20 protein-coding genes are annotated in these 22796 nt (G+C 40.0%); 10 read left to right on the top strand and 10 right to left on the bottom strand.

Translation table 11 applies throughout. From position 1 onward, the window contains the following. Nucleotides 1-19: 19 nt before the first annotated feature. Nucleotides 20-2260 carry an alginate lyase family protein gene (locus HPE56_RS05595; RefSeq protein WP_188242786.1) on the bottom strand — a complete coding sequence of 747 codons (2241 nt, stop codon included), beginning with the start codon at nucleotides 2258-2260 and terminating at the stop codon, nucleotides 20-22. Between the two features lie 116 nt (nucleotides 2261-2376). Further along, a complete protein-coding gene (locus HPE56_RS05590; RefSeq protein ID WP_188242785.1) occupies nucleotides 2377-4698 on the bottom strand; it encodes a chondroitinase-B domain-containing protein in 2322 nt (773 codons plus the stop codon). 324 nt (nucleotides 4699-5022) lie between these two features. Here HPE56_RS05590 and HPE56_RS05585 point away from each other — a divergent pair, with 324 nt between their 5' ends. The 10 genes from HPE56_RS05585 to HPE56_RS05540 all read left to right on the top strand — a co-directional run bounded on the left by HPE56_RS05585 (nucleotide 5023) and on the right by HPE56_RS05540 (nucleotide 13743). Further along, nucleotides 5023-5976, top strand: coding sequence for a sugar phosphate isomerase/epimerase family protein (locus tag HPE56_RS05585; RefSeq protein ID WP_188242784.1), 954 nt, complete (start codon nucleotides 5023-5025; stop codon nucleotides 5974-5976). Nucleotides 5977-6000: 24 nt separating this feature from the next. Next, nucleotides 6001-6726 carry a ribonuclease activity regulator RraA gene (locus HPE56_RS05580; protein WP_188242783.1) on the top strand — a complete coding sequence of 242 codons (726 nt, stop codon included), beginning with the start codon at nucleotides 6001-6003 and terminating at the stop codon, nucleotides 6724-6726. Nucleotides 6727-6931: 205 nt separating this feature from the next. Continuing rightward, a complete protein-coding gene (locus tag HPE56_RS05575) occupies nucleotides 6932-7360 on the top strand; it encodes a SoxR reducing system RseC family protein (RefSeq protein ID WP_188242782.1) in 429 nt (142 codons plus the stop codon). 6 nt (nucleotides 7361-7366) lie between these two features. Continuing rightward, complete coding sequence (locus HPE56_RS05570) at nucleotides 7367-8272, top strand: Fe-S cluster domain-containing protein (protein WP_188242781.1); 906 nt, start codon at nucleotides 7367-7369, stop codon at nucleotides 8270-8272. Then, nucleotides 8265-9593, top strand: a complete 1329-nt coding sequence (gene rsxC, locus HPE56_RS05565; protein ID WP_188242780.1) for an electron transport complex subunit RsxC — start codon at nucleotides 8265-8267, stop codon at nucleotides 9591-9593. Before HPE56_RS05570 ends, rsxC begins: the two co-directional genes overlap by 8 nt. A gap of 7 nt (nucleotides 9594-9600) precedes the next feature. Continuing rightward, nucleotides 9601-10611 (top strand): RnfABCDGE type electron transport complex subunit D, encoded by a 1011-nt coding sequence (locus HPE56_RS05560; protein ID WP_188242779.1) that lies wholly within the window; start codon nucleotides 9601-9603, stop codon nucleotides 10609-10611. A gap of 2 nt (nucleotides 10612-10613) precedes the next feature. Next, a complete protein-coding gene (locus HPE56_RS05555; protein ID WP_188242778.1) occupies nucleotides 10614-11210 on the top strand; it encodes an RnfABCDGE type electron transport complex subunit G in 597 nt (198 codons plus the stop codon). Between the two features lie 5 nt (nucleotides 11211-11215). Next, nucleotides 11216-11821 carry an RnfABCDGE type electron transport complex subunit E gene (locus tag HPE56_RS05550; protein WP_188242777.1) on the top strand — a complete coding sequence of 202 codons (606 nt, stop codon included), beginning with the start codon at nucleotides 11216-11218 and terminating at the stop codon, nucleotides 11819-11821. Between the two features lies 1 nt (nucleotide 11822). Next, nucleotides 11823-12398 (top strand): electron transport complex protein RnfA, encoded by a 576-nt coding sequence (locus HPE56_RS05545; RefSeq protein WP_109648965.1) that lies wholly within the window; start codon nucleotides 11823-11825, stop codon nucleotides 12396-12398. 313 nt (nucleotides 12399-12711) lie between these two features. Beyond that, a complete protein-coding gene (locus tag HPE56_RS05540) occupies nucleotides 12712-13743 on the top strand; it encodes a LacI family DNA-binding transcriptional regulator (protein ID WP_188242776.1) in 1032 nt (343 codons plus the stop codon). Here HPE56_RS05540 and HPE56_RS05535 read toward each other — a convergent pair. Genes HPE56_RS05535 through uxaC form a run of 8 tightly spaced genes read right to left on the bottom strand, consistent with a single transcriptional unit; the run spans nucleotide 13738 to nucleotide 22729 of the window. After that, on the bottom strand, nucleotides 13738-15351 hold the full coding sequence (locus HPE56_RS05535; protein WP_188242775.1) for a UxaA family hydrolase: 1614 nt from the start codon (nucleotides 15349-15351) through the stop codon (nucleotides 13738-13740). The genes HPE56_RS05540 and HPE56_RS05535 overlap by 6 nt on opposite strands. 6 nt (nucleotides 15352-15357) lie before the next feature. Then, nucleotides 15358-16803, bottom strand: coding sequence for a tagaturonate reductase (locus HPE56_RS05530; RefSeq protein WP_188242774.1), 1446 nt, complete (start codon nucleotides 16801-16803; stop codon nucleotides 15358-15360). Nucleotides 16804-16827: 24 nt separating this feature from the next. Next, nucleotides 16828-18123: a TRAP transporter large permease gene (locus tag HPE56_RS05525; protein WP_188242900.1), complete on the bottom strand. Its 1296-nt coding sequence runs from the start codon at nucleotides 18121-18123 to the stop codon at nucleotides 16828-16830. Beyond that, a complete protein-coding gene (locus HPE56_RS05520) occupies nucleotides 18123-18587 on the bottom strand; it encodes a TRAP transporter small permease (protein ID WP_188242773.1) in 465 nt (154 codons plus the stop codon). The genes HPE56_RS05525 and HPE56_RS05520 overlap by 1 nt, the downstream gene beginning before the upstream one ends. 1 nt (nucleotide 18588) lies before the next feature. Further along, entirely contained in the window at nucleotides 18589-19566 is a 978-nt protein-coding gene (locus tag HPE56_RS05515) for a TRAP transporter substrate-binding protein (protein ID WP_188242772.1), read from the bottom strand. 3 nt (nucleotides 19567-19569) lie between these two features. After that, nucleotides 19570-20241: a bifunctional 4-hydroxy-2-oxoglutarate aldolase/2-dehydro-3-deoxy-phosphogluconate aldolase gene (locus tag HPE56_RS05510; RefSeq protein WP_188242771.1), complete on the bottom strand. Its 672-nt coding sequence runs from the start codon at nucleotides 20239-20241 to the stop codon at nucleotides 19570-19572. Between the two features lie 16 nt (nucleotides 20242-20257). Then, nucleotides 20258-21298, bottom strand: a complete 1041-nt coding sequence (locus tag HPE56_RS05505) for a sugar kinase (protein ID WP_188242770.1) — start codon at nucleotides 21296-21298, stop codon at nucleotides 20258-20260. 24 nt (nucleotides 21299-21322) lie between these two features. Then, nucleotides 21323-22729: a glucuronate isomerase gene (gene uxaC, locus HPE56_RS05500; protein ID WP_188242769.1), complete on the bottom strand. Its 1407-nt coding sequence runs from the start codon at nucleotides 22727-22729 to the stop codon at nucleotides 21323-21325. Between the last annotated feature and the right edge of the window lie 67 nt (nucleotides 22730-22796).

Raw genomic sequence — 22796 nt, 5'->3', positions numbered from 1 at the left:
AATTTTTTTAATGATTAATTTAATTATAATAAGAACAACCCATCCAAGTGTAATTCTTTTCGTTTATATTTAAAGTATGTTTTGCTTCTTTTGAAGCGTTTGTATTTGCAATAATAAACAGTTTGGTATCTCCTTTTATAGTAGTAATTGAAATAGCGGTATAATCTATAGTATCCAAAACCACTTTTAACAATGCAACATTACTATTGGAGTTCACCGCAGATTCTGTGACTGGACTATAACTGCCATGTGCCTCTATCACTGAAACAAAAAGAGTGTTTTTAGCATCTTTTCTACGAATCAGAAAACCTGCCTCTCTTCTCAGATTAAATTCAGGGTCATTCGCTCCTATTCTGACAAATCTTAATTCGTCATCTTTTGATGTAGCAGACGTCAGTGTGTAGAACCTCCCTTTTTCCAACCAACTTAATTTAGTGTTTTCTGCTGTTGTACTTCCGCAACCTTCAGACCATAAATGTTGATATCCGTTATCAATACCTAAAGGCTCTAGTGTTCCCGGAACCTCGTATTCAAAATTTGTTTTCAATACTTGACCCATAAAATAAAAGGGTAAATCATACTGGTTTGTACTATCAGATTTGACTTTGAATATATCAAGCAGGAATGGCTTTTCAAAACCTTCTTCTTTAATAATAGCCATTGTTCTGTGCATTTCCGTGCCAGGATAAGCATTGTTTTCTTTAGCACTTACTATTTGTATATTGACGTTAGAATCATCAAAAACATATAAATCTGGATGATGTTTACTTCCAATGTCATATTTGCCCTGATAGTGAGACTTCCCGTTCTGCACTAGCGTATTATGGGCAATCGTTTGTTTGGCCCAAGTTTTATTTTCCTTTAAATAGTTACCACCGCCTTTTTGTTCAATATTCACAAAACGTGCCAATCCATAATCTTGCAGTACTTCATTACCATTTTCGTAGAAGGAATAGGATAACTTATCATAATGGCCATGACTTGATCCTTGGGCAGAATATTTAAAAACAAGTTCTAAATCGTCACTTCGTAAAATACCAACACCACCTTGTTTTCCATCAGGTCCGTCAGACAAGTTGATTGATTTTTTGTCGAATGGTTTTGCTTTTCCATTTTTTATACCAAGTGCTACTGCCAAACCTGAATCGTCTAATAAGACCTTGTTTTGTTTTGCTGCAATATTTAATAAACCTGGATCTTGATTACCGAAATAATAAGAAATATCCACGGCTGTAACTAAAGCATCATTATAATACGACATTCCTTTCTGACCGTCATTCAATGGGAAAAAATCACCATCCGCATCAGATAAATTTAAAAGAGCATTGATTGATTTTAAAAGTACACCATCTTTATATTCAAAAATTTTCAATTCTGGTTTTACGTTGTGTAGTCCTTCTGCAAAAATCAAAAAAGGATACATGGCATACCTTTGATAATATGGACCTTCATTATAATAGCCATCTGGCGAAAATGGTTCTTCTATATTAGCCAAAAAACCTGCTTTTCCCTCTTTATTTAAAAAACCCCCATCATCATCTTTGGCGTTCTTATCTAAATTAACACCTTTGATACCATAAAGGGCACGATCAATCAACTCCTTATCGTTCATTACCAAACCAATCATACCGACAGCTGCATTTCCCCAGGTACTATGGTTATGGACTCTTTGGTAAAACTGCGGACTGTCTACTGAAATATGATCTGCAAATGGTCTAAAAAGATTTTGCTCCAATTTTTTTCTTTCAGCTTTACTTAAGTAATTAAAAATACAATCGTAAGCCTGGCTAACGTAAACCAACCAATTGGAATCATTTAAACATTGCCAAAACAATTTTCCTCTAGCATAAGATCTTGTTTTTGGATGCAAGGGTAATGTTTTATACATTCCTTCATATTGCATTAGCATGTCTTTTACATACTTCGCATATTTTTCATCGTCCAATATTTGGTATAAAACACCAGCTTGTTGCATAACTATCATGTTACGCTTATGACGTGCATGTGTGTAACCACCAGAATAATCTTTTGGTATAGGCGTATCAATGCCCAAAGCCATTTCAGCATCTACTTCTTCCTTTATTTTTTTAAGGGATGCATCAAATAAAGGTATACTGCCTAATTCTGCCCTAATTTTTTCTACTCCCGCTTTGGTTAAAATTAGACTTGGATGTTCTTGAGCTTGATTGATAATAGGACATATGCTTATTAATAAGCATGTAACCGTTATTACCGCCTTATTGATTCTTTTTATATACATTCTTTTAATTTACTTTTCAATAGTCATTTACAAACTATTTCTTATAGCCTGCAAACTGTTTCACAAAAACAATATGAAGACCAATGAACTTTTTATGTATTGGTTTAAATTATGGATTAGTACATTAATTTCATCTTTAAATTCGCTTCAACTTTAATCTCTCCTGAATTTGAAAATTTATTATCAGAAGCTACATTGTTCTTTGCCCCCCATAATAAAGCAACCAATTCCACGCTGTTATCAGTAAATGTATTTTTATTGATATTAACATTCACAATCCCCCTATGGTTTAATAAAATCCCATTCTTTTCTTTGCTTCCACAATTTGTAAAAGTGCTATTAGTGACTAACAAATTCCCTCCAATTGTAGATTCATCATAACCTCCCCTATAATAATCGATCACATTTTGATTTACGTTTCTGAACGTACAGTTATCGATAGTTAAATACTCGACATTATAATCTCCTTTGTCATTTATCTCTTCTGATAATTCTATACCGTTTTCACAATCAGAGATAGTTGTGTTTTTAAAGGTAATTTCTTCAGCAAATGTCTGCTTGTATGCTTTTAAAACATAATTAAAATTGTTGATATCACATCCTGAAACTGTTAATCCGAAGTGATTTGACATATTCTCTTTTAGGTTGGAAAAAGCTTGTTGTTTACCGTTCCCTGTAAGCGACACATTCTTAAGGTGTAAGATCCCATAAGGATTTAATTCAAATACAGGAGTATTTTCTGTTCCCGTAAAAACGATTTCAGCTTTCCCATTTTCTTTTGATTGGATTGTAATGGTTTTATTGATTTTTATTGATTTTGACACATTGTATTTTCCTGGAATCAAGGAGATAACATCTCCAGCTTTGGCCGCAGCTATTTTAGCTTCTAATTCTCCCTTAGTCGTGGTAACCTCAATAATACTAGGTTCTTTAACTTCAACAATATTAGAATACCAATCAGCCCCGTATTTAGTTTTATCCAAAATATTTGGGTCTTTATACTCACCTTGAACTGTTGCTCCAATGGAGTTCTTATTTTCTCTGGAATTTTCAAAAAGATCTTTTGTTATTTTCTCAAATCCAAAACCTTGATAAATATCAAATTCGCTTGTTAATTTAGGTAAATAAATATGCTCACCAACTTTCGTCAATTCAAATTCAGTTGCCTTAATTCTTATAGTATCACCAAAATCAACACCTTGGTTATTGATAATGTTATTTTTAAATTTCACGCCATCAGCCTTATCATGCTCAATAATTACATTTTTATCCCCTATCTTATTGTAGATAATATTATTGGCAACCTCTGTTCTAAGTGCCCTAGCAGAACGTATTTCCGATTTAGGAAGCACATCTGCCTGTGCAATATTCGTTCCAACTCCAAATTGCCATGGTGATTTACAGTCAACGTACGTATTATATGCAACCACAACATCTGTAACTTGATTATATCTATTTAATGGCGATTTTGGAATTCCATTCATAACCGCTAATGGACTTCTGAAGTTTTCACCAATGATATTATAGAAATAATTATTGATAACCCAATGCCCTGTATTTACAAGTCTTATTCCTCCAAAGTTTTTATTTACACCATCACCAATAAAATAATTACCATCTATAATAGCATAATTACCATGACGTGTTACAACAGAACCTTCACTTTTGTAGAAAACATTATTTCTAATTTCATTAAAATTTGTTTTGCTAGAAATAATCTCAACCTCTCCGTTACATTCTTCAAATAAATTATTGGCAATAGTTGTATTACTTGGCGACATTGATGTAAAGCTACTACCTAATTGAATGGTTTCTCCTCTGGCACCACCTTTTCTAGGTCTTGGACCAAAATGATTATTTACAATTTGATGATAGTTTCTTATGCTTTGATTTCCTTTTAAATCTACTCTAACCGTTGGGCCACCATTGGTTTTACCTGCAATATAACAATGGTCTAATGTATTGTGTGTACCATAAAACTGAACCCAGAGATCATCTTTATCACGTTGTAGCTGATTGTAATCCAGAATTACACAATTAGTAACCCTAGAGTAGTTGGCTACTTTTTCTTCGCTTGTTCTAAAAGCAATTACATCACCGGTTGGTGTATAACCATTTCTAAAAAACAAGCCTTTAACGACTAAATAATTTCCAGCAATCTCTAAATTGGAAACACCTTCAATAAATACTTTCCCAGGTGTTTCTGCCTTAATAGTTATTGGTTTGTCTTTAGTCCCTTCTCCTATAAATTTAATTTGAACATCTTTCCAGACTCCATTGGCTAACACGATTTCAGTACCAGGTTCCGCTTCTAGAACAGCTTTATCAAATTCTGCAAGATTATGAACCAAAACATCGGTTGCTGCTTTTTCCGAGCACGAAATTGTTGAGACTAAAATAAGTAAGAGAAAAACTTGTTTAAAGAGATTGAAGTACATTGCGATAGATTAAATTGGTTTACCAATTTGGTTTACCAAATATATGTATATTTGTGGAGCTAACAAATTTTTAACATTAAATTCCTAAACTGATAATCCTATAAGCTACTTAATGGGTAAACGGCAAAAAGAAACTTTAGAAACATCCTTCATTGCCACCTGTTTTATCCATTATCGATTATAGGTTGGTAAAAAGGAACTTTGAAGATTTAGGAGCTCAAAGGGAAATATGAAGTCATACTTTTAGGTAGGTAATCCTTAAAAAATATACCCAGTTTGTATTTCCGATTGCATAAATAAAGAACAACCTAAAAACCGGAACGAATGAAACACACTAGAAGACACTTCCTAAAACAATCAACCCTTGCCGGTTCCGCCATGATCCTTCCTTTATCGGGTGTTGCTGGGAATCTATTTAAAGGAAACACGCCAGAGCTGCCCAAAGTGTTCTTGTTTTCGAAGCATCTTCAATTCCTGGACTATAATGCCATGTCGGAAGCTACTGCTGAAATGGGTTTTAATGGACTTGACTTAACGGTGAGACCCAAAGGCCATGTATCCCCTGAAAAAGTCGTCGATGAATTGCCAAAAGCTGTAGAGGCCATGCAAAAAAACGATTTGCTTCCTTTAATGATGACAACCAATATTCTCGATGCCGAAAAAAAAGAGACCTTATCCGTTTTGAAAACAGCCGGTTCCTTGGGTTTGACCCATTACCGCACAGGGTGGCTCTCCTATCCTGAAGACCGTACCATTGCGGAGAGTCAGGCCATTTATGCGCAACAATTCAAGGAATTGGAAACCCTTAACAAAAAGTATGGACTCATAGGATGCTATCAAAACCATGCTGGCAACCATGTCGGTGCCCCAATATGGGATTTACCGCCAATCCTTTCCCATACCCAAAATGAATATATGGGCTGTCAATACGACATTAGACATGCGGTGGTCGAAGGAGGATCCTGTTGGGAGTTAGGTTTAAGGCGCATACGTCCTTATATAAAAACAATCGTGATCAAGGATTTTAAATGGGGTAATGAGAACGGAAAATGGAAACCGATAAACACCCCCCTAGGAGAGGGAATGGTCAATTTTGACCTGTACTTTTCGTTACTTAAAAAATATAAAATCAATGTTCCGATTTCCCTTCATTTAGAATATGACCTTGGTGGTGCCGAAAAGGGAGCTTCGAAAATATCCATTCCTCAAAAGGAGGTTTTCAAACAGATGAAAAAAGACTTGACCTTCCTAAAGGAGGCATGGCAAAAAGCGAAATAAAACAACTTTCGAAACATCGATACTATGGGTACAACCTTACATACCACCAAGGAGAAGTTACGAAAATTAAGTACGGCGACCATAGCCACTTGTCTTTTTAAAAGAGGCTTGAAGAATCAATTCATTCAAGATGTAAAACCCTTAAAGCCGAACAAACCGACCATGGTTGGTGAGGCTTATACATTAAGGTACATTCCCGCAAGGGAAGATCTCAACCCAATAGAAGTCTTCCGAGACCCTAACCACCTTCAAAGAGTTGCCGTGGAGGAATGTCCAAAGGGTGCGGTTTTGGTTATCGACAGCAGAAAAGATGCCCGGGCAGCATCGGCAGGTTCCATCTTAGCGACACGGTTAATGGTTAGGGGTGTCGCCGGAATCGTTACCGATGGTGGATTCCGTGATTCCGCTGAAATTGCCGAATTGGAATTCCCTTCTTACCATAGCCGCCCTTCCGCTCCTACCAATTTAACCTTGCACCAAGCCATTGCAATCAATGAACCCATAGGTTGTGGCGATGTTGCCGTATTTCCCGGTGATATTTTAGTGGGTGATGATGATGGTGTCATGGTAATACCTGCCCATATAGCCGATGAAGTAGCGGATGAATGTATCCAGATGACCTTGTATGAGGATTATGTTATCCAACAAGTTAAAAATGGACATGCGGTCATAGGCCTCTATCCCCTTGTTGATGAAAACATTAAAAAAGAGTTTGAGTCATGGAAGAAAAACAAAACCACTAATCAATAACATATTACTATCAATAATTTACATTTTAACAAGGGGCGAAATACATCATTTCGCCCCTTATTTTTTAAAGAAACACTCTTTAGAATGATTCTAAAGAGCTATAAACCACCTACCCATGCGTCAAATCCTGACATATGTCATGTTCTGACCTAACCAATCAACTTAACTTTATTGCCACTAAAAAAGAGACAAACACCCATTATAAATGGAATCAAGGTTATCAGACAAAGATGCATACATACACTCTGGTGTTATTTCCAAAAAGGACAATGGTTCACTGATTGTTTCTTTAGATGAAAATGTCCATTGTGAATCGTGCCGTGCCAAAAGCACTTGCGGTATTTCCGAATCCGGTTCCAAGGAAGTGGAGATTTCCAGTACAGATGAATCTTTTGATTTAAACGAACAGGTTAATGTGATTTTAAAGAAAGGACTGGGACTAAAAGCCGTTTTCTGGGCATATATTTTCCCTTTTCTACTAATGGTATTGACATTAATGGTCTCTTCCTTATTCTTAAAAGAATGGATGGCGGGTATTCTATCCCTTTTGATCTTGGTACCTTATTACCTGTTGCTCTATGTTTTAAGGAATGTCTTTAAAAAAACATTTAAAATTTCCGTTGTAAAAATTTAGCTAACGATGAATGAATCCATATTAAATAGTGTCCTTTTACTCGTTTCCTTAGGAGCTGTAACAGCGTTGGTGCTGTTTGTGGTCTCTAAAAAGTTCTATGTATATGAGGACCCGTTGATCGCTGAAGTGGAAGATATATTGCCCGGGGCCAATTGTGCCGGCTGTGGTTCTCCCGGATGTAAATCATTCGCTGAAAAATTAGTGGCCACCGAAGATATTTCGGATTTGTTTTGTCCTGTCGGGGGAAATGAGGTTATGAAATTGGTCGCCGAAACCTTGGGCAAGGAAGTCGCCGAAAAAGACCCAACGGTTGCCGTGGTACGTTGCCAAGGATCTTGTGATGTTCGACCAAAGACCACAGAATACCAAGGACCCAAATCCTGTGCCATATCGGCCATGATCTATAGTGGTGAAACCGATTGCCAATACGGTTGTTTGGGCGATGGGGATTGCGTTACCGCCTGTAAGTTCGATGCCATGTACATGGACGAAACCACCGGACTGCCCATTGTCATAACCGATAAATGTACATCGTGCGGTATGTGTGTCGAAGCATGCCCCCGAGATATCATCGAAATGCGCCCTAAAAACAAGAGGGACCTAAAGGTCTATGTGGGTTGTTTAAATGAGGAAAAAGGAGGTATCGCCAAAAAAGCTTGCTCGGTGGCTTGTATCGGTTGTTCAAAATGTGTGGATGCTTGTCCGAAAGAAGCCATAACCATGGTCAACAACTTGGCCTATATAGATCCTGAATATTGCACATTATGTAGAAAATGTGTCCCTGTATGTCCTACACACTCCATTATTGAAACAAACTTCCCACCACCAAAAGTAAAAAAGGTAGTGGAAAAAAAGGTAGAAGCTGACTCCTCAGGCGAAGTTAAATCGGTAAACCTTGTAAAAGATGCTTAAAACATTCTCAAAAGGAGGTATACATCCCCCAGAAAATAAACTTACATCAACAAAGACCATTAAGCGACTGGCTCCACCCAAGGTGGTTTACGTGCCTATAGCCCAGCATATTGGAATACCTGCTGAAATTATTGTTGATCGAAAAGATAAGGTAGAAATCGGCCAGGTCATCGCCAAATCCGGAGGATTCGTTTCTTCGAACATACATTCCCCCGTTGCTGGTACGGTTACCAAATTGGATATGGTCATCGATTCGAGCGGATATAAAAAACAATGTATCGTTATACGAACAGACGTAAAGAACGAAACCAATTTTCAGGAAACCGAATACCCCCTTAAAAAAGAAATAGATCTTGAGCCTGCGGAAATCGTAAAACGCATTTCCGATTTGGGAATCGTAGGTTTGGGCGGTGCTACTTTCCCTTCCCATGTAAAGCTGAACATCAAGGAAGATAAAAAGATGGATTGTCTTATCATCAATGGTGTCGAATGCGAGCCCTATTTGACGGCAGACCATAGATTGATGCTCGAGAAAGGGGAGGAAATCATTGTGGGTATAAAAATCCTAATGAAAGCACTACACGTGCACAAAGCGGTCATCGGCATAGAGGATAACAAGCATGATGCCGTTGAATTATTCAAACGATTGACCGCCGACGAAAAAGAGATACAAGTAGCTGCCTTACAGGTGAAATATCCCCAAGGTGGTGAAAAGCAATTGATAAGTGCCATTTTGGATCGAGAGGTTCCCAAAAATGGATTACCTATGGATGTTGGTGTGGTGGTCAATAACGTTGGAACGATTTTCGCCATTTACCAAGCCATACAGCATAACAAACCGCTGATTGAAAGAGTCGTTACCGTAACCGGTAAAAAATTGGAAAACCCTTCTAACTTTTGGGTCAAGATAGGAACCCCCATCAAGGATTTGATCGAGGAAGTAGGTGGTATGCCAGAAGGGACACGGAAAATAATAAACGGTGGCCCCATGATGGGCAAAGCCATAAAAAACACCGACGTACCCGTTACCAAAGGTACTTCGGGCATCTTGATCGTCGATGACGGTGAAGCTTGCAGGGGAGAGGTAAAAAATTGTATACGTTGCGGTGAATGTGTCAATGTCTGCCCTATGGGACTGGAACCCCACCTCTTAATGAACCTTACAGAGAAAGGCCTATATGAAAAAGCGGCCCAAGAGGACATAATGACCTGTATCGAATGTGGTTCCTGCAGTTATGTATGTCCATCGAACCGTCCTTTGTTAGACTATATAAGGTTTGGAAAAAATATCACTAAAAATTTAGCATCTTCTAAAAATTAAATACATAATGGATAGCCCCCCAATTGTTATTTCGGCCTCCCCACACGTTCATTCTGAAAGAACTTCCAAAAAAATAATGTACGATGTGGTCATCGCATTGGTACCCGCGTTTTTGGTATCGTTATACGTATTTGGCTTTAACGCATTAATAACCACCTCCATAGCCATTATTTCATGTTTGTTGTTTGAATATCTCATTCAAAAATACCTCATGAAAACCGAGGTGACCATTACGGATGGTTCGGCCTTATTAACTGGATTACTGTTGGCATTCAACGTACCTGCCGGTCTACCCATTTGGATGATAATCGTAGGTAGTTTGGTCGCTATCGGTATAGCGAAACTCTCTTTCGGTGGACTTGGGTTCAACGTTTTTAATCCAGCTTTGGTCGGTAGGGTGTTCCTTTTGATCTGCTTTCCCGTACAGATGACGCTTTGGCCAATGGCGGTAGTAAACAATACCACCATCGCAGATGCCGTTTCCGGTGCTACAACATTGGGCATTATAAAAGAAGGCCTACAATTTGGAGGAACCATGACCGAGTTAAGTGCCAAGCTTCCCTCTAGCGTTGATATGCTTTTAGGTATCACAGGAGGTTCCCTTGGTGAGATGTCGGCCATTGCCCTTCTACTTGGAGGTTTATATCTTATGATTCGCAAAGTCATCTCATGGCATATTCCTGTGACAATCTTGCTTACCATGGCCATAATGACCGGTATTTTCTGGTCTATAGACCCCGAGCATTACGCCAATCCATTAATACATCTATTATCAGGAGGAGCCATTTTAGGGGCGTTCTTTATGGCCACGGATATGGTTACGAGTCCCATGACCAAAAAGGGCATGGTGATTTTCGCCATAGGTATTGGAGCAATAACCGTTATCATTCGATTATACGGCGCCTATCCTGAAGGCATCTCTTTTGCCATATTGATTATGAATGCTTTTGTACCCCTAATCAACAGTTATTTTAAACCACGCAGGTTCGGTTCTAAGATCAAAGCCAAAATAATGTAGTTATGAGCAAGAAGGAATCAACATTTTTGAACATGGCCCTATCACTTATCGTGATCACCCTAGTGGCCGGATTCTCATTAGGTTTTGTCAATAACCTAACCTTGGCCCCTAAAGCCGAAGCCAAATTGGCCAAAAAAGTCAATGCCCTTAAGGCTGTACTACCGGAATTTGATAACGACCTCGTATCCGAAGTAGTACGGATAAAAACCACGGTAGCAAAAGATAGTGTGGAAGTTTACCCCGCTTTTAAAAGTGGAAAATTCGTAGGTGCCGCCGTTATCGGTGCCTCGGAAAAAGGCTTTAGTGGCTTGGTGAAAATCATGGTCGGTTTTAAACCCGACGGAAGTATTCAAAATATCGTCGTACTTGAGCAGAAAGAAACCCCTGGATTGGGCACCAAGATGAAAGAGGAAAAATTCCTGGGCCAATTTCGGGAAAAAAATCCATCCGACTATAACCTAAAAGTCTCCAAAGATGGTGGTGGGGTCGATGCCCTGACCGGAGCTACGATCAGTTCAAGGGCCTTTACGGAAGCTGCCCAAAGTGCCTATGATGAATACATGAAAATCAAGGATTCTTTAACCAAATCGAACAACTAGAAATTATGGCCAACACCATTGATCAAAAGCAAAATTTCTTAAAAGGTATCGTCAAGGAGAACCCCATCTTTGTAATGCTTCTGGGTATGTGCCCTACATTGGGGGTTACTTCATCGGCCTTTAACGGATTCGGGATGGGCGTTGCCACCTTATTCGTACTCTTAATGTCCAATACGGTAGTTTCCCTAGTCAAATCGCAAATACCGAGTAAGGTCAGGATTCCTGCCTTTATCATCATAATCGCTTCTTTCGTGACCATCGTTGAAATGGTCTTGGAAGCTTATATCCCCTTTCTTTACGAGCAACTGGGCATCTTTATCCCCTTGATCGTGGTAAACTGCCTCATTCTGGGGAGGGCCGAGGCCTTTGCCTCGAAAAACGATTTAAAATCCTCGGTTTTGGATGCTCTTGGCATGGGACTGGGTTTTGTTCTTGCGCTTACCGTTCTGGGTATAACCCGTGAAATTCTGGGTAATGGAAGTATTTTCGATTATAAATTCGTGTCAGAGGATGCCAATACGTTCATCCTTTTCATTCTACCTCCAGGAGCGTTTATAGCCCTGGCCTATCTATCAATCTTGTTTAATAAACTAACCGCTAAAACAGCTTAGAATGGACTATATCGTAATACTCATAGCCGCTGTATTCGTCAATAATATTGTACTATCGCAATTTTTGGGCATATGTCCCTTTTTAGGCGTTTCCAACAAAATATCGACATCGGTAGGTATGGCAGGTGCCGTAATGTTCGTAATGACCATTGCCACTACCGCAACCTATCTGTTGCACAACTATATTCTGCTTCCTGCAGGATTGGATTATCTACGGACCATAACCTTTATCCTGGTAATTGCCGCTTTAGTGCAAATGGTAGAGATCATCCTTAAAAAAGTAAGTCCACCTCTATACCAGGCTTTGGGGGTTTTTCTTCCACTGATCACCACGAACTGTGCAGTCCTTGGTGTTGCCATTCTGGCTTTGGGCCTCGAAAACAGTAGCCTCTTAAAGGCCGTTTTCTTTGCCTTTTCCAATTCCCTTGGCTTTGGTTTGGCTTTGATCGTCTTTGCCAGTATTCGCGAATATCTAGAACTCGCCAATATACCTGAAGGCATGAAAGGGGTTCCTATCAATTTATTGGTGGCCGGACTATTATCCTTGGCCTTTTTAGGATTTACAGGATTGGTATAAACTTTTATAACCATTTTATATTGATACGTAATAGTGTATAAACAACTATTATCATTACCTCTTGTGTAATTATTATCCTAAATCATTATTCAAATTTCCTCCATGTTTTACGTATCCAAACCTCGTGGCCTTTATTATTTAACACAATAAGGTTTCTATTTTTGGCATTAAACAACCCCATAATTGAAAAACAACAAAATATGTTTTTCATAAATAAATAATTTATCTTTATTCATTGGAACTGGCAAGTGTAATCGATAACACACATACACTTTACACATAGGAATTTCTGTTATTTGACAACAAACCTTAAATGAGTAAAAAAACTACGATATATGATATCGCGAAAGTGCTTAACATCACTGCTGCAACAGTATCTAGGGCCCTCAACAACAACCCCAGAATAAGTGAAGACACCAAAAAACTGGTACAAAAGACCGCCAAAAAATTAAATTACAAACAAAATAGTTTGGCCTTAGCCCTAAAAAGTGGCAAAAGCAAGAACGTAGGCGTTGTACTTCCCATTATCAATAGAAACCTATTCTCAAACGTTATTCGGGGTATAGAGGAAGAACTGAATCCCATGGGATACAATGTTATTATCTGCCAGACCCATGATGATGAGAAAAAGGAAGCGGATATTATACAAAATCTGCTAAACGCCCAAGTAGACGGCATTATCATGTCGATTGCAAGACACACGAAAAATACCGAACATTTTGAACAGATTTTAAAAAAGAACATTCCTTTGATTTTCTTTGACCGTAAAATAGACGTCAAAGGGGCTAGTTCCGTTACCCTTGACGATTTTCGTGGCGCTTATGAGGCCACACAGCATTTGATTGAACAAGGTTGTACCAAAATCGCCCATTTTACGGTAGATCGCTCTGTGGAAATCTATAGGAAAAGATACGAGGGGTACAAGCAAGCCCTACTTAATAATAGCGTTGTTTTTAATGAGGATTATGTACTTTCCTTAGAGAGTAAGATTGAATCGGGAAAAGATGCCGCCAAAAAATTAATGGAACTGGACATTCCGCCTGACGCTATATTCTCGGCAAGTGACCTTGGGGCCCTGGGGGCTATACAATATTTGAAGGGTATCGGTGTTCAGATTCCACAAGATTTCTGCGTGGTAGGGTTCAGTAATGAACCATTTACCCAATTTATGGAGTTAACGATAAGTACCGTAGATCAATCCCCTTTATTAATGGGAAAAACGGCCGCCAAGGTTTTCTTGGAGCAGATGAATGCAGACAACCTGAAAATCGAAAGACGTATGGTGCTCTCCCCTAGCCTAAAAATACGCAAATCCTCCTCTAGACTCGATTATACCCCCTCATAAGGAAACCCCTCGTTTCCAAGGGATAAAATCATCTTGCCCCAATTGGTCGGCTTTGGACATCACCTCCCCACTTGCCACTTTGATGACATACTCCAATATTTCCTCTCCCATTTCAGGGATAGACTTTTCGCCACGTATTACTGACCCCGTATCAATATCAATGATATCAGACATTCGTTCTGCCAATACCGTATTGCTTGAAACTTTCAACACTGGAGCTATCGGATTGCCCGTAGGCGTACCCAAACCTGTTGTAAATAGTACAATGTTGGCTCCTGAGCCCACTAAACCCGTGGTGCTTTCCACATCATTGCCCGGGGTACACAATAAATTAAGACCTGGTTTGGTAACGTACTCTGCGTAGTCCAATACAGCTTCAATTGGTGAAGTACCCCCTTTTTTGGCCGCCCCTGCAGATTTCATCGCGTCGGTAATAAGACCATCCTTTATATTTCCTGGAGACGGATTCATGTCAAAACCAGAACCTGCATCCACAACTGATTTTTCATAGTCATGCATCAATTGCATAAATCGAATGCCATCGGCATCATTCACACATCTGTTTACCAATTCTTGTTCAACCCCACATAATTCCGGAAACTCGGAAAGTATCGGTGAACCGCCCAAGGCCGCTAAAATATCGGAGGCATAACCCAATGCCGGATTGGCAGATATGCCCGAGAAACCATCAGAACCACCACACTCCAATCCCATCTTCAATTTAGAAAGGGGAGCTGGTCCCCGTTTTATTCCATTAGCCTCCTTAATGGCCTCGAAAGACTCCTTGATGATCGTATTCATCATATGGTCAACAGTACCCATTTGTTGTTGCTCATAAATAAGTACGGGTTTCTCCAAATTAGGATCAATATTCGACAATGCTTTTTTGAAGATATCGACCTGCAGGTTTTGACACCCTAAACTCAATACCGTTGCCCCGGCAACATTCGGGTTTTTTACATAACCTGCCAAAAGTTTGGCCAAAGTCTCCGAATCTTGACGGATTCCCCCACACCCTCCTTGATGGGTAATGAACTTAACCTTGATGTTCTCTAAGCTCAGGGGTTGTTGTACTCCATCTTCTACATGGACATCAGTGGTATTCCCGCTAATGAGGTTTCGCAACAACTGTTGTTGTTTACTGACCTTACCTATCGAAAGTTCTTTTTCGAAAATATCTTTTAAGACCTCTATGTTCCTGTTTTCACAAAAGACCAATGGGAAGAACAACCAAACATTCTCGGTACCCACCTGCCCATCGGGTCGATGATAGCCCATAAAAGTCCTATCCTTCCATTTTTCAATGGATGGTGCCGTCCACGAAACGCTAGTAGTCTTTTCCTTTACCGGATTGGTTTGGTGTTTGACATTCCCAACCGTCAACAATCCTCCCTTATCTATATGGGTAACTGCCTTACCTACAAGCACACCATACATGTAAATGTTATCATTAGGCTGTAATTCGACCAAGGATATTTTGTGCTTGGCTTTGGTATTTTCCAAAATAACAAGCACATCACCCTCAAAATGCAATTTCTCCCCTTGCTTTAAATCAACAAGAGCGACAGCTACATTATCTTCATTCTGAACCTTGATCAACTTTTGCATAAATGATTATTTAATGTTCTTAAATGCAATAAACCCATCACTTATTCCATCTTCTTCAATAAGTTGTAAAGCTTTTGCGATACGCTGCTTCAAATCCTTAATCTGTGTAAGGTCTTCTCCCCAGTATTCAACTTTAGACAATACCTTTTCCGCTATGGTATTGTAATTTCCGGACTTCCATATACCAGCCATTTCAGCAACGATTTCCGCATCATCATCGACAGGTAGTTCCCTGCCCTTGAAATCCCCCTTATAAAAACGGATCAGACAGGCAAAGGCAAAAACCATATGCACGGGCAAGCTGTTGTTTCTTTTCACAAACTCCAAAAGACTGGGCAAGACCCTAACCTTAAATTTTGAAATGGAATTTAAGGCAATACTTGCCAACTGATGCTTAATAAACGGGTTTCGAAAACGATCGAATACCGCTTTTGCGAAAGCCTCCAATTCCGCCTTGTCCATATCCAAGGTGGGAATAATTTCGTCAAATACCACTGATTGGATGAATGGCCCGGTGAATTTTTCCTCTACACTTTCCTTTACGGTCTGGTTTCCATATAAGATAGAAATGGGTACCATTGCCGTATGTGCGCCATTCAATATACGCACCTTACGGGTCCTGAAGGGCTGCATGTCCTTTACGATTTTGACATCGAGGCCCGTTTTATGAAAAGGCAGTTTTTCCTTCAGCCTATCATCTCCTTCTATCACCCACAAAAAGAAAGTTTCCGCACTCACGAGGAGCTTATCCCCATAATCCAATTGTGCGTTATAGGCTTCTATTTGATCTCGAGGATAACCTGGTACAATACGGTCTACCAAAGTATTGTGGAAGGTACAGGCATTCAAAACCCAGTTTTCAAAACCTTCGCCTAACTTCCATAGTCCAATATAATCAAGTATGATTTTTTTTAACGTATCCGAATTATAATTGATCAGTTCACAAGGGATAATAGTAAGCCCTTTATCTTCTGCCCCATCAAAATGCCGGTAACGTTCACGCAATAATACCGTAAGTTTGGCAGGATACGAACTTGGTGGTCTCATATCCGGGGTATCGGTGGCCACATATGCAATACCTGCTTCCGTAGTGTTCGATATGATAAATTGAAGTTGCTCCTCTTTGGCCAAATCCAAAAAATCCTGAAAATCGGCATATGGATCTATCCCTTTTACAATATTGGTAATAAGTTCCTTTTCCTCGACTTCCTGGCCCTCCTTGATTCCTTTTGTAAAAAGGGTATATAGGCCGTCCTGATCATTCAGCATGGAAACCATGCCCTTATCAATAGGTTGTACAACAGCGATCCCTGCATCGAAATCCGCTTCCTTATTCAACTTTTGAATGGCATATTCAATAAAGGCCCTTAAAAAATTACCTTCACCAAATTGAACCACTTTGATAGGAAGGCTTTCGGCTAAACCAATATTAGCCCTATTTAATTGTTGCATTTTAATGTCTTTTATGATTTTCTATTAAAGGTCGAATAAACTCGGTAGCCACAAACTCAACTGTGGGAAATAAGTAACCAAGAACAAGGCCACGATCATTGCGATGAACAAAGGTAAAAGCGGTTTAAACACCTTTTCTATAGTTGTCTTCGCCACACCCACACCAACAAAGAGTACAGAACCAACGGGAGGTGTACACAGTCCAATACAAAGATTCAACACCATTATGATTCCAAAATGTACGGGATCCAATCCCAATTTTGTGACGACAGGTAGAAATATCGGAGTAAAAATCAGGACAGCCGGAGTCATATCCATAAACACACCCACAAACAAGAGCAGCAAATTGATAATCAAAAGAATAACGATCTTATTGTCGCTCAATCCCAATAAACCGGAACTTATTTCCTGTGGAATGTTCTCATAGGAAAGTGCCCATGACATACACATCGACGCGCCGATAAGCAGCATTACTATGGCGGTAGTCGAAGCAGCGTCCAATAAAATCTGGGGTAATTTTGCAGAAGTAATTTCCCTATAGACATACCCTAGGATAAGACTATACAAAACGGCTATGGCCGATGCTTCCGTCGCGGTAAAGATACCGGTTACAATACCCCCGATAACGACCACGAGCATAAGTAGACTAGGCATGGCATCGATAAAGGTTTTAAAAACCTCTTTTAAGCTACTGCGTTTTCCTACTTTATATTTTTTCTTTTTGGCCCAAAAAGAAGCTACGATCATTAAGAACAATCCGGTTAAAATCCCTGGAATATAACCAGCCAAAAACAAGGCTGCTATAGATGCGCCCCCACTAGCCAAGGAATACACGATCAAAACGTTACTTGGTGGAATTATCAACCCGGTGGTAGCCGAGGTAATATTCACGGCGGCACCAAACTCACGGGAATAACCTTCTTTCTCCATTTCCGGACCAAGAATACTACCCATTGCCGAAGCTGAGGCCATAGCCGATCCGGCAATCGCACCCATTAACATGGCAGCGATAACATTGATCAGTGCAAGTCCCCCAGGTAGCGAACCCACCAGGGTTTTTGCAAAGGCGATAAGCCGTTGGGCAATACCACCCTTATTCATCAGTTCCCCAGAAAGTATAAAGAAAGGTATGGCCAGCAGTGCAAAACTATCGAGCCCAGTGGCCATTCGTTGTGATACTGTGGTAAATGCCGGTATTGCAGGTATGCTTACCAACATGGTCAATAAGGATGAGATAGCGATGCTCCAAGCAACAGGCGTACCTATGGCCAAAAGACAAATAAAACTAATCACTAATACTAAAACGGGTATATTTTCCATCATGACCTTAGGTTTAAGAGATCCGAAACTTTGTAATAAATGATCAAAAGACCACTAATCGGAATAATTACATACACTACCGCCAAAGGTATTTGCAGTGCTGGGGACTGTTGTCCCAAAATATAGGAGATATAAACCAATCGGGAACCTCCTACTATAAAAGCACAAAACACGAAAAGGATTATCAGTATGGTTACTATGAATTTTAACTTTTTCTGCGTTTTGGCAGTAGCCCTTGAGGGCAGGATGTCAATGGCCACATGCAAATTCTTTCCGGCTACATAAGCCGCTCCCAGAATACCGACCCATATCATTAGGTATCGGGCCAATTCATCGGTAAACGAGCTGGGATTGCCCGTGACGTATCTTGTAAACACCTGCCAGAGTACATTTATGACCATAATGGCCATAATGGCCACTAGGGTTTTCCCAAGAATTTTATCAATCTGTTTTCGTAATGCCATATTAGTTGGTTTCTTTTATTTGCTGGATAAGTGGGTAGATGTCCTTATCATTCTTATAATCTTCATAGATACTGGAGACCTTTTCTGCAAAAAGTGTTTTATCGGGGTGTATGATGGTAACCCCTGCTTTCTCAACTTCCCTAAGGGCCTCGGCTTCCGCCTCTGCCCAAAGTTTTCTTTGGTATTTGACCGATTCATTCACAGATTCGGTAAGCCATTGTTGTTCTTGCTTCGACAGCTTGTTCCATCGGTAAGTACCCATGAGCAATACATCGGGTAAGACCGTGTGTTCATCAAGTGAATAATACTTACAGACTTCATAATGCCTCGAAAGATAAAAACTAGGTGGATTGTTTTCCGCACCATCAACGACACCCTGTTGTAAGGATGTATAGAGTTCACCCCATGAAATGGGTGTTGGCGAACCTCCCAATTCCTGTACCATACGCACTGCTGTAACACTTTCCATGACCCTTATTTTTTGCCCCTTAAGATCATCCGGAGTCTCAATAGGTTTGTTCATGGTATAAAAACTTCGGCTACCCGCATCGTAATAACCCAGACCTTTTAACCAATATTTCTCACCTTCGTTCAACAGGGATTGTCCTATAGGACCATCCAGGACATCAAAGGAATGTTTCCTGTCCCTAAACAAAAAGGGCAACCCTAAAACTTTCATTTTAGGGGCGAAATTCTCTAATACACCTACAGAAACCTTGGTCATGTCCAGGCTACCGATTTGCAATAGTTCCAAACATTCACGCTCGGTTCCCAACTGCTGACTTGGATAAATCTCCAATTTCAATTTACCGCCGGAACGTTGAGCGAGATCTTCACCCATTTTCACCATGGCTTTGTGAACGGAGTGGCTAACATCCAAACCATGCCCTAATCGCAAAGTCTTTGTTGCATTTTCCGAGCCACATCCTTGGATGAGAAGAACTATAAATAAAAAGGTAAGGTTTCTAAAGATTTGCATATCCTAATTGTTTCTGATCTTTTTAATCGTTTCGAGAGCTTCCCCTACCTTCTTTTTCAAAAGGTCATAATCCTTATTCACAAGAATTTCCTTGCTGATCAATTGTGAACCCATGCCCACACAGGTTACACCGGCACCGAACCAACCTTTAAGGTTGCTTTCCTCAGTGCTCACACCTCCCGTAGGCATAATACTTGTCCAAGGTTGTGGTCCTTTTATCGCTTTTACAAAGCCTGGACCATAGGTAGACCCTGGAAATAGTTTAATGATTTCACAACCTAACTCTTCAGCACGGTTTATTTCGGTCAATGACCCACAGCCCGGAGACCAAAGTACTTTTCTCCTATTGCAGACCAACGCAATATCTTCCCGTAAGGAAGGGGTTACTATAAAATTGGCCCCCATTTGCATAAACATACTGGCCGCACCAGCGTCGGTAATGGAACCAACCCCCATAATCATCCCTGGTAATTCCTTAAGGGCATATTTATTCAATTCTGAAAATACCTCAAAAGCGAAATCGCCCCTTGCTGTAAACTCCATTAAACGGGCTCCCCCGTCATAACAGGCTTTAAGTACTTTTTTGCCCAATTCGATATCGGAATGGTAAAACAAGGGAATCATCCCTGTTTCTTCCATCACTTTTGCAACATGTAATCTTGAGTATTTTGCCATAATGCTTATTTTTTTATTAACGTGCTACCCTACCTGAGGCATCACCTCCCATTAATTTTTTCACTTCATCCACGGTCACCAAATTCGCATCCCCTTTTATGGTATGCTTCAAACAGGAAGCTGCTACAGCAAAATCCAATGCATTTTGGTCATCATCGGGATACTGCAATAGTCCATAGATCAACCCACCCATAAAGGAATCGCCACCACCAACACGGTCAACGATATCGGTTATTTGATATTGACGGGTCTCATACATTTTTTTACCATCGTAGAGGACACCGGCCCATGTATTATGGGATGCCGATATAGACCCTCTTAAAGTAGTGATTACTTTTTTTGCTTTCGGGAATTTTTTCATCATTTGTTCACAGACGGAAAGAAAAGCCTCTGCCTTAACATCATGGCCGTCTTTATGCACATCCAAGCCTTCGGGATGTATTCCAAAATGCTTTTCGGCATCTTCCTCATTGCCCAAAATAATATCACAGTAGGAAGTAAGTTCGGTCATGATAGCCTCCCTATCGCCTCCATAGTTCCATAATTTGGCCCTATAATTCAAATCGGTTGAAATGGTGATTCCCATTTCACTGGCCACTTGCACAGCTTCAAGACAAACATCGGCCGCCCCTTGTGATATTGCTGGCGTGATACCCGTCCAATGAAACCAACCAGCACCATCAAACACTTTTTTCCAATCGATCATTCCTGGTTTGATCTCACAAATGGCCGAATGTGCACGGTCATAAACCACCTTACTGCCACGACTCACCGCACCGGTCTCTAAAAAATAAATCCCTAAACGGTCACCTCCAAAAACAATGTTCTGGGTGTTCACCCCTCTTTTCCTCATTTCCATAAGGGCGCATTCCCCAATATCATTTTTAGGCAAACGGGTTACAAAATCGACCGGCACTCCGTAATTCGCCAAGGATACAGCAACGTTGGACTCTCCGCCCCCGTATACCACATCAAAACTATTGGCCTGCGAAAACCTTAAAAATCCAGGAGGGGATAATCTGAGCATGATCTCACCGAATGTAACTACTTTTTTCATTTTTTTTGATTGGTTTATTATTCTTTAAAAATTAAAATATTCCTTGGCATTGTTATATGAGATATCCTGTACCAGTTTCCCGATCCATTCGATATCATTTGGCAATTCGCCACGTTGTATTTCACTTCCGAAAAGGTTGCAAAGTACACGCCTAAAATATTCATGTCTCGGAAAGGATAGGAAACTTCTCGAATCGGTCAACATTCCGATAAAACAACTGATAAGCCCCATATTTGAAAGCGCATTCATCTGCTTGGTCATTCCGTCTTTTTGATCCAAAAACCACCAACCCGATCCAAACTGCACTTTCCCTTTTACACTACCATCGTTAAAATTACCGATCATACTGGCCATAACCTCATTATCGGCTGGATTCAGGTTGTAAATAATGGTCTTCACCAATTTATCCTTGCTATCCAATGCATTTAAAAAAGCGGATAGTTTTTGTGCTTGTGGGTAATCCCCTATTGAATCCCAACCCGTATCCGGACCGAGAATTTGATGCATACGGGCATTGTTATTTCTTAAAGCACCTAAATGGAATTGTTGTACCCAACCATATTCATGATAGGTCTCTGAGAGGAACATTAGAACCGCTCCTTGAAACTTTGAGGCTTCTTCATCAGAGATCACTTCACCGTTTCTTTTCCTTTTAAAAATAGTTTCTATTTCTGAATCCGTAAAGTTCTCGAAATGAATTCGATCTAAACCATGGTCACAAAGCTTACATCCGTTCTTATCAAAATAGGCTATTCTACTTTTGAGCGCATCACACAAATCGCCAAAAGTATTTATCTCCAGATCAGCCACTTTAGCCAAGGCATCTACGTAATCATTATAACCTTCGGCATCGATGAGAATGGCCTTATCAGGCCTAAAGGCCGTACTTACCTTAATATCGATATTGCTTTTTGCCAATGTCTGGTGATGCTCCAAATTATCCAATGGATCTTCTGTAGTACAAACGACCTCAACATTCGCCTTTCTAAGCAAGTTTTGGCAACTATATTCCGGAGCGTTTAATTTTTCCGCAGTATCCAAATATATCCTTTCCGCCGAACTTTCATTTAATAAGTCGTAGATATCAAAATATCGGGCCAATTCCAAATGCGTCCAATGATATAGAGGGTTACGCATAGTGTAGGGCACTGTTTTGGCCCAGTGCATAAACTTCTCCTTATCTGATCCATCACCGGTAATGAATTTCTCATCGATACCCAAAGTACGCATGGCCCGCCATTTGTAATGATCACCATTGATCCACACCTTTGTAATATCGCCAAATATCTTATCATCGGCTATCTCTTGCGGTGGTAAATGATTGTGGTAATCGATTATGGGCTGATTTTTTGCATAGGTATGATACAATTCCTTTGCGTATTTATTTTCCAACAGAAAATCATCATGTATAAAAGGGTTGCTTGCTGCCATAATTGTTTCTTTACTATTCGTTAGCCGGTTTTCCAATGATAGCCATGGACAGCACCGATAACCAGGT

It is taken from the genome of Maribacter aquimaris, from assembly GCF_014596745.1.
GTDB classification, from domain to species: Bacteria; Bacteroidota; Bacteroidia; order Flavobacteriales; family Flavobacteriaceae; genus Maribacter_A; species Maribacter_A aquimaris.
The sequence above is the reverse complement of the archived record's forward strand: the minus strand, read 5'-3'. Positions and strand labels throughout refer to the sequence as shown.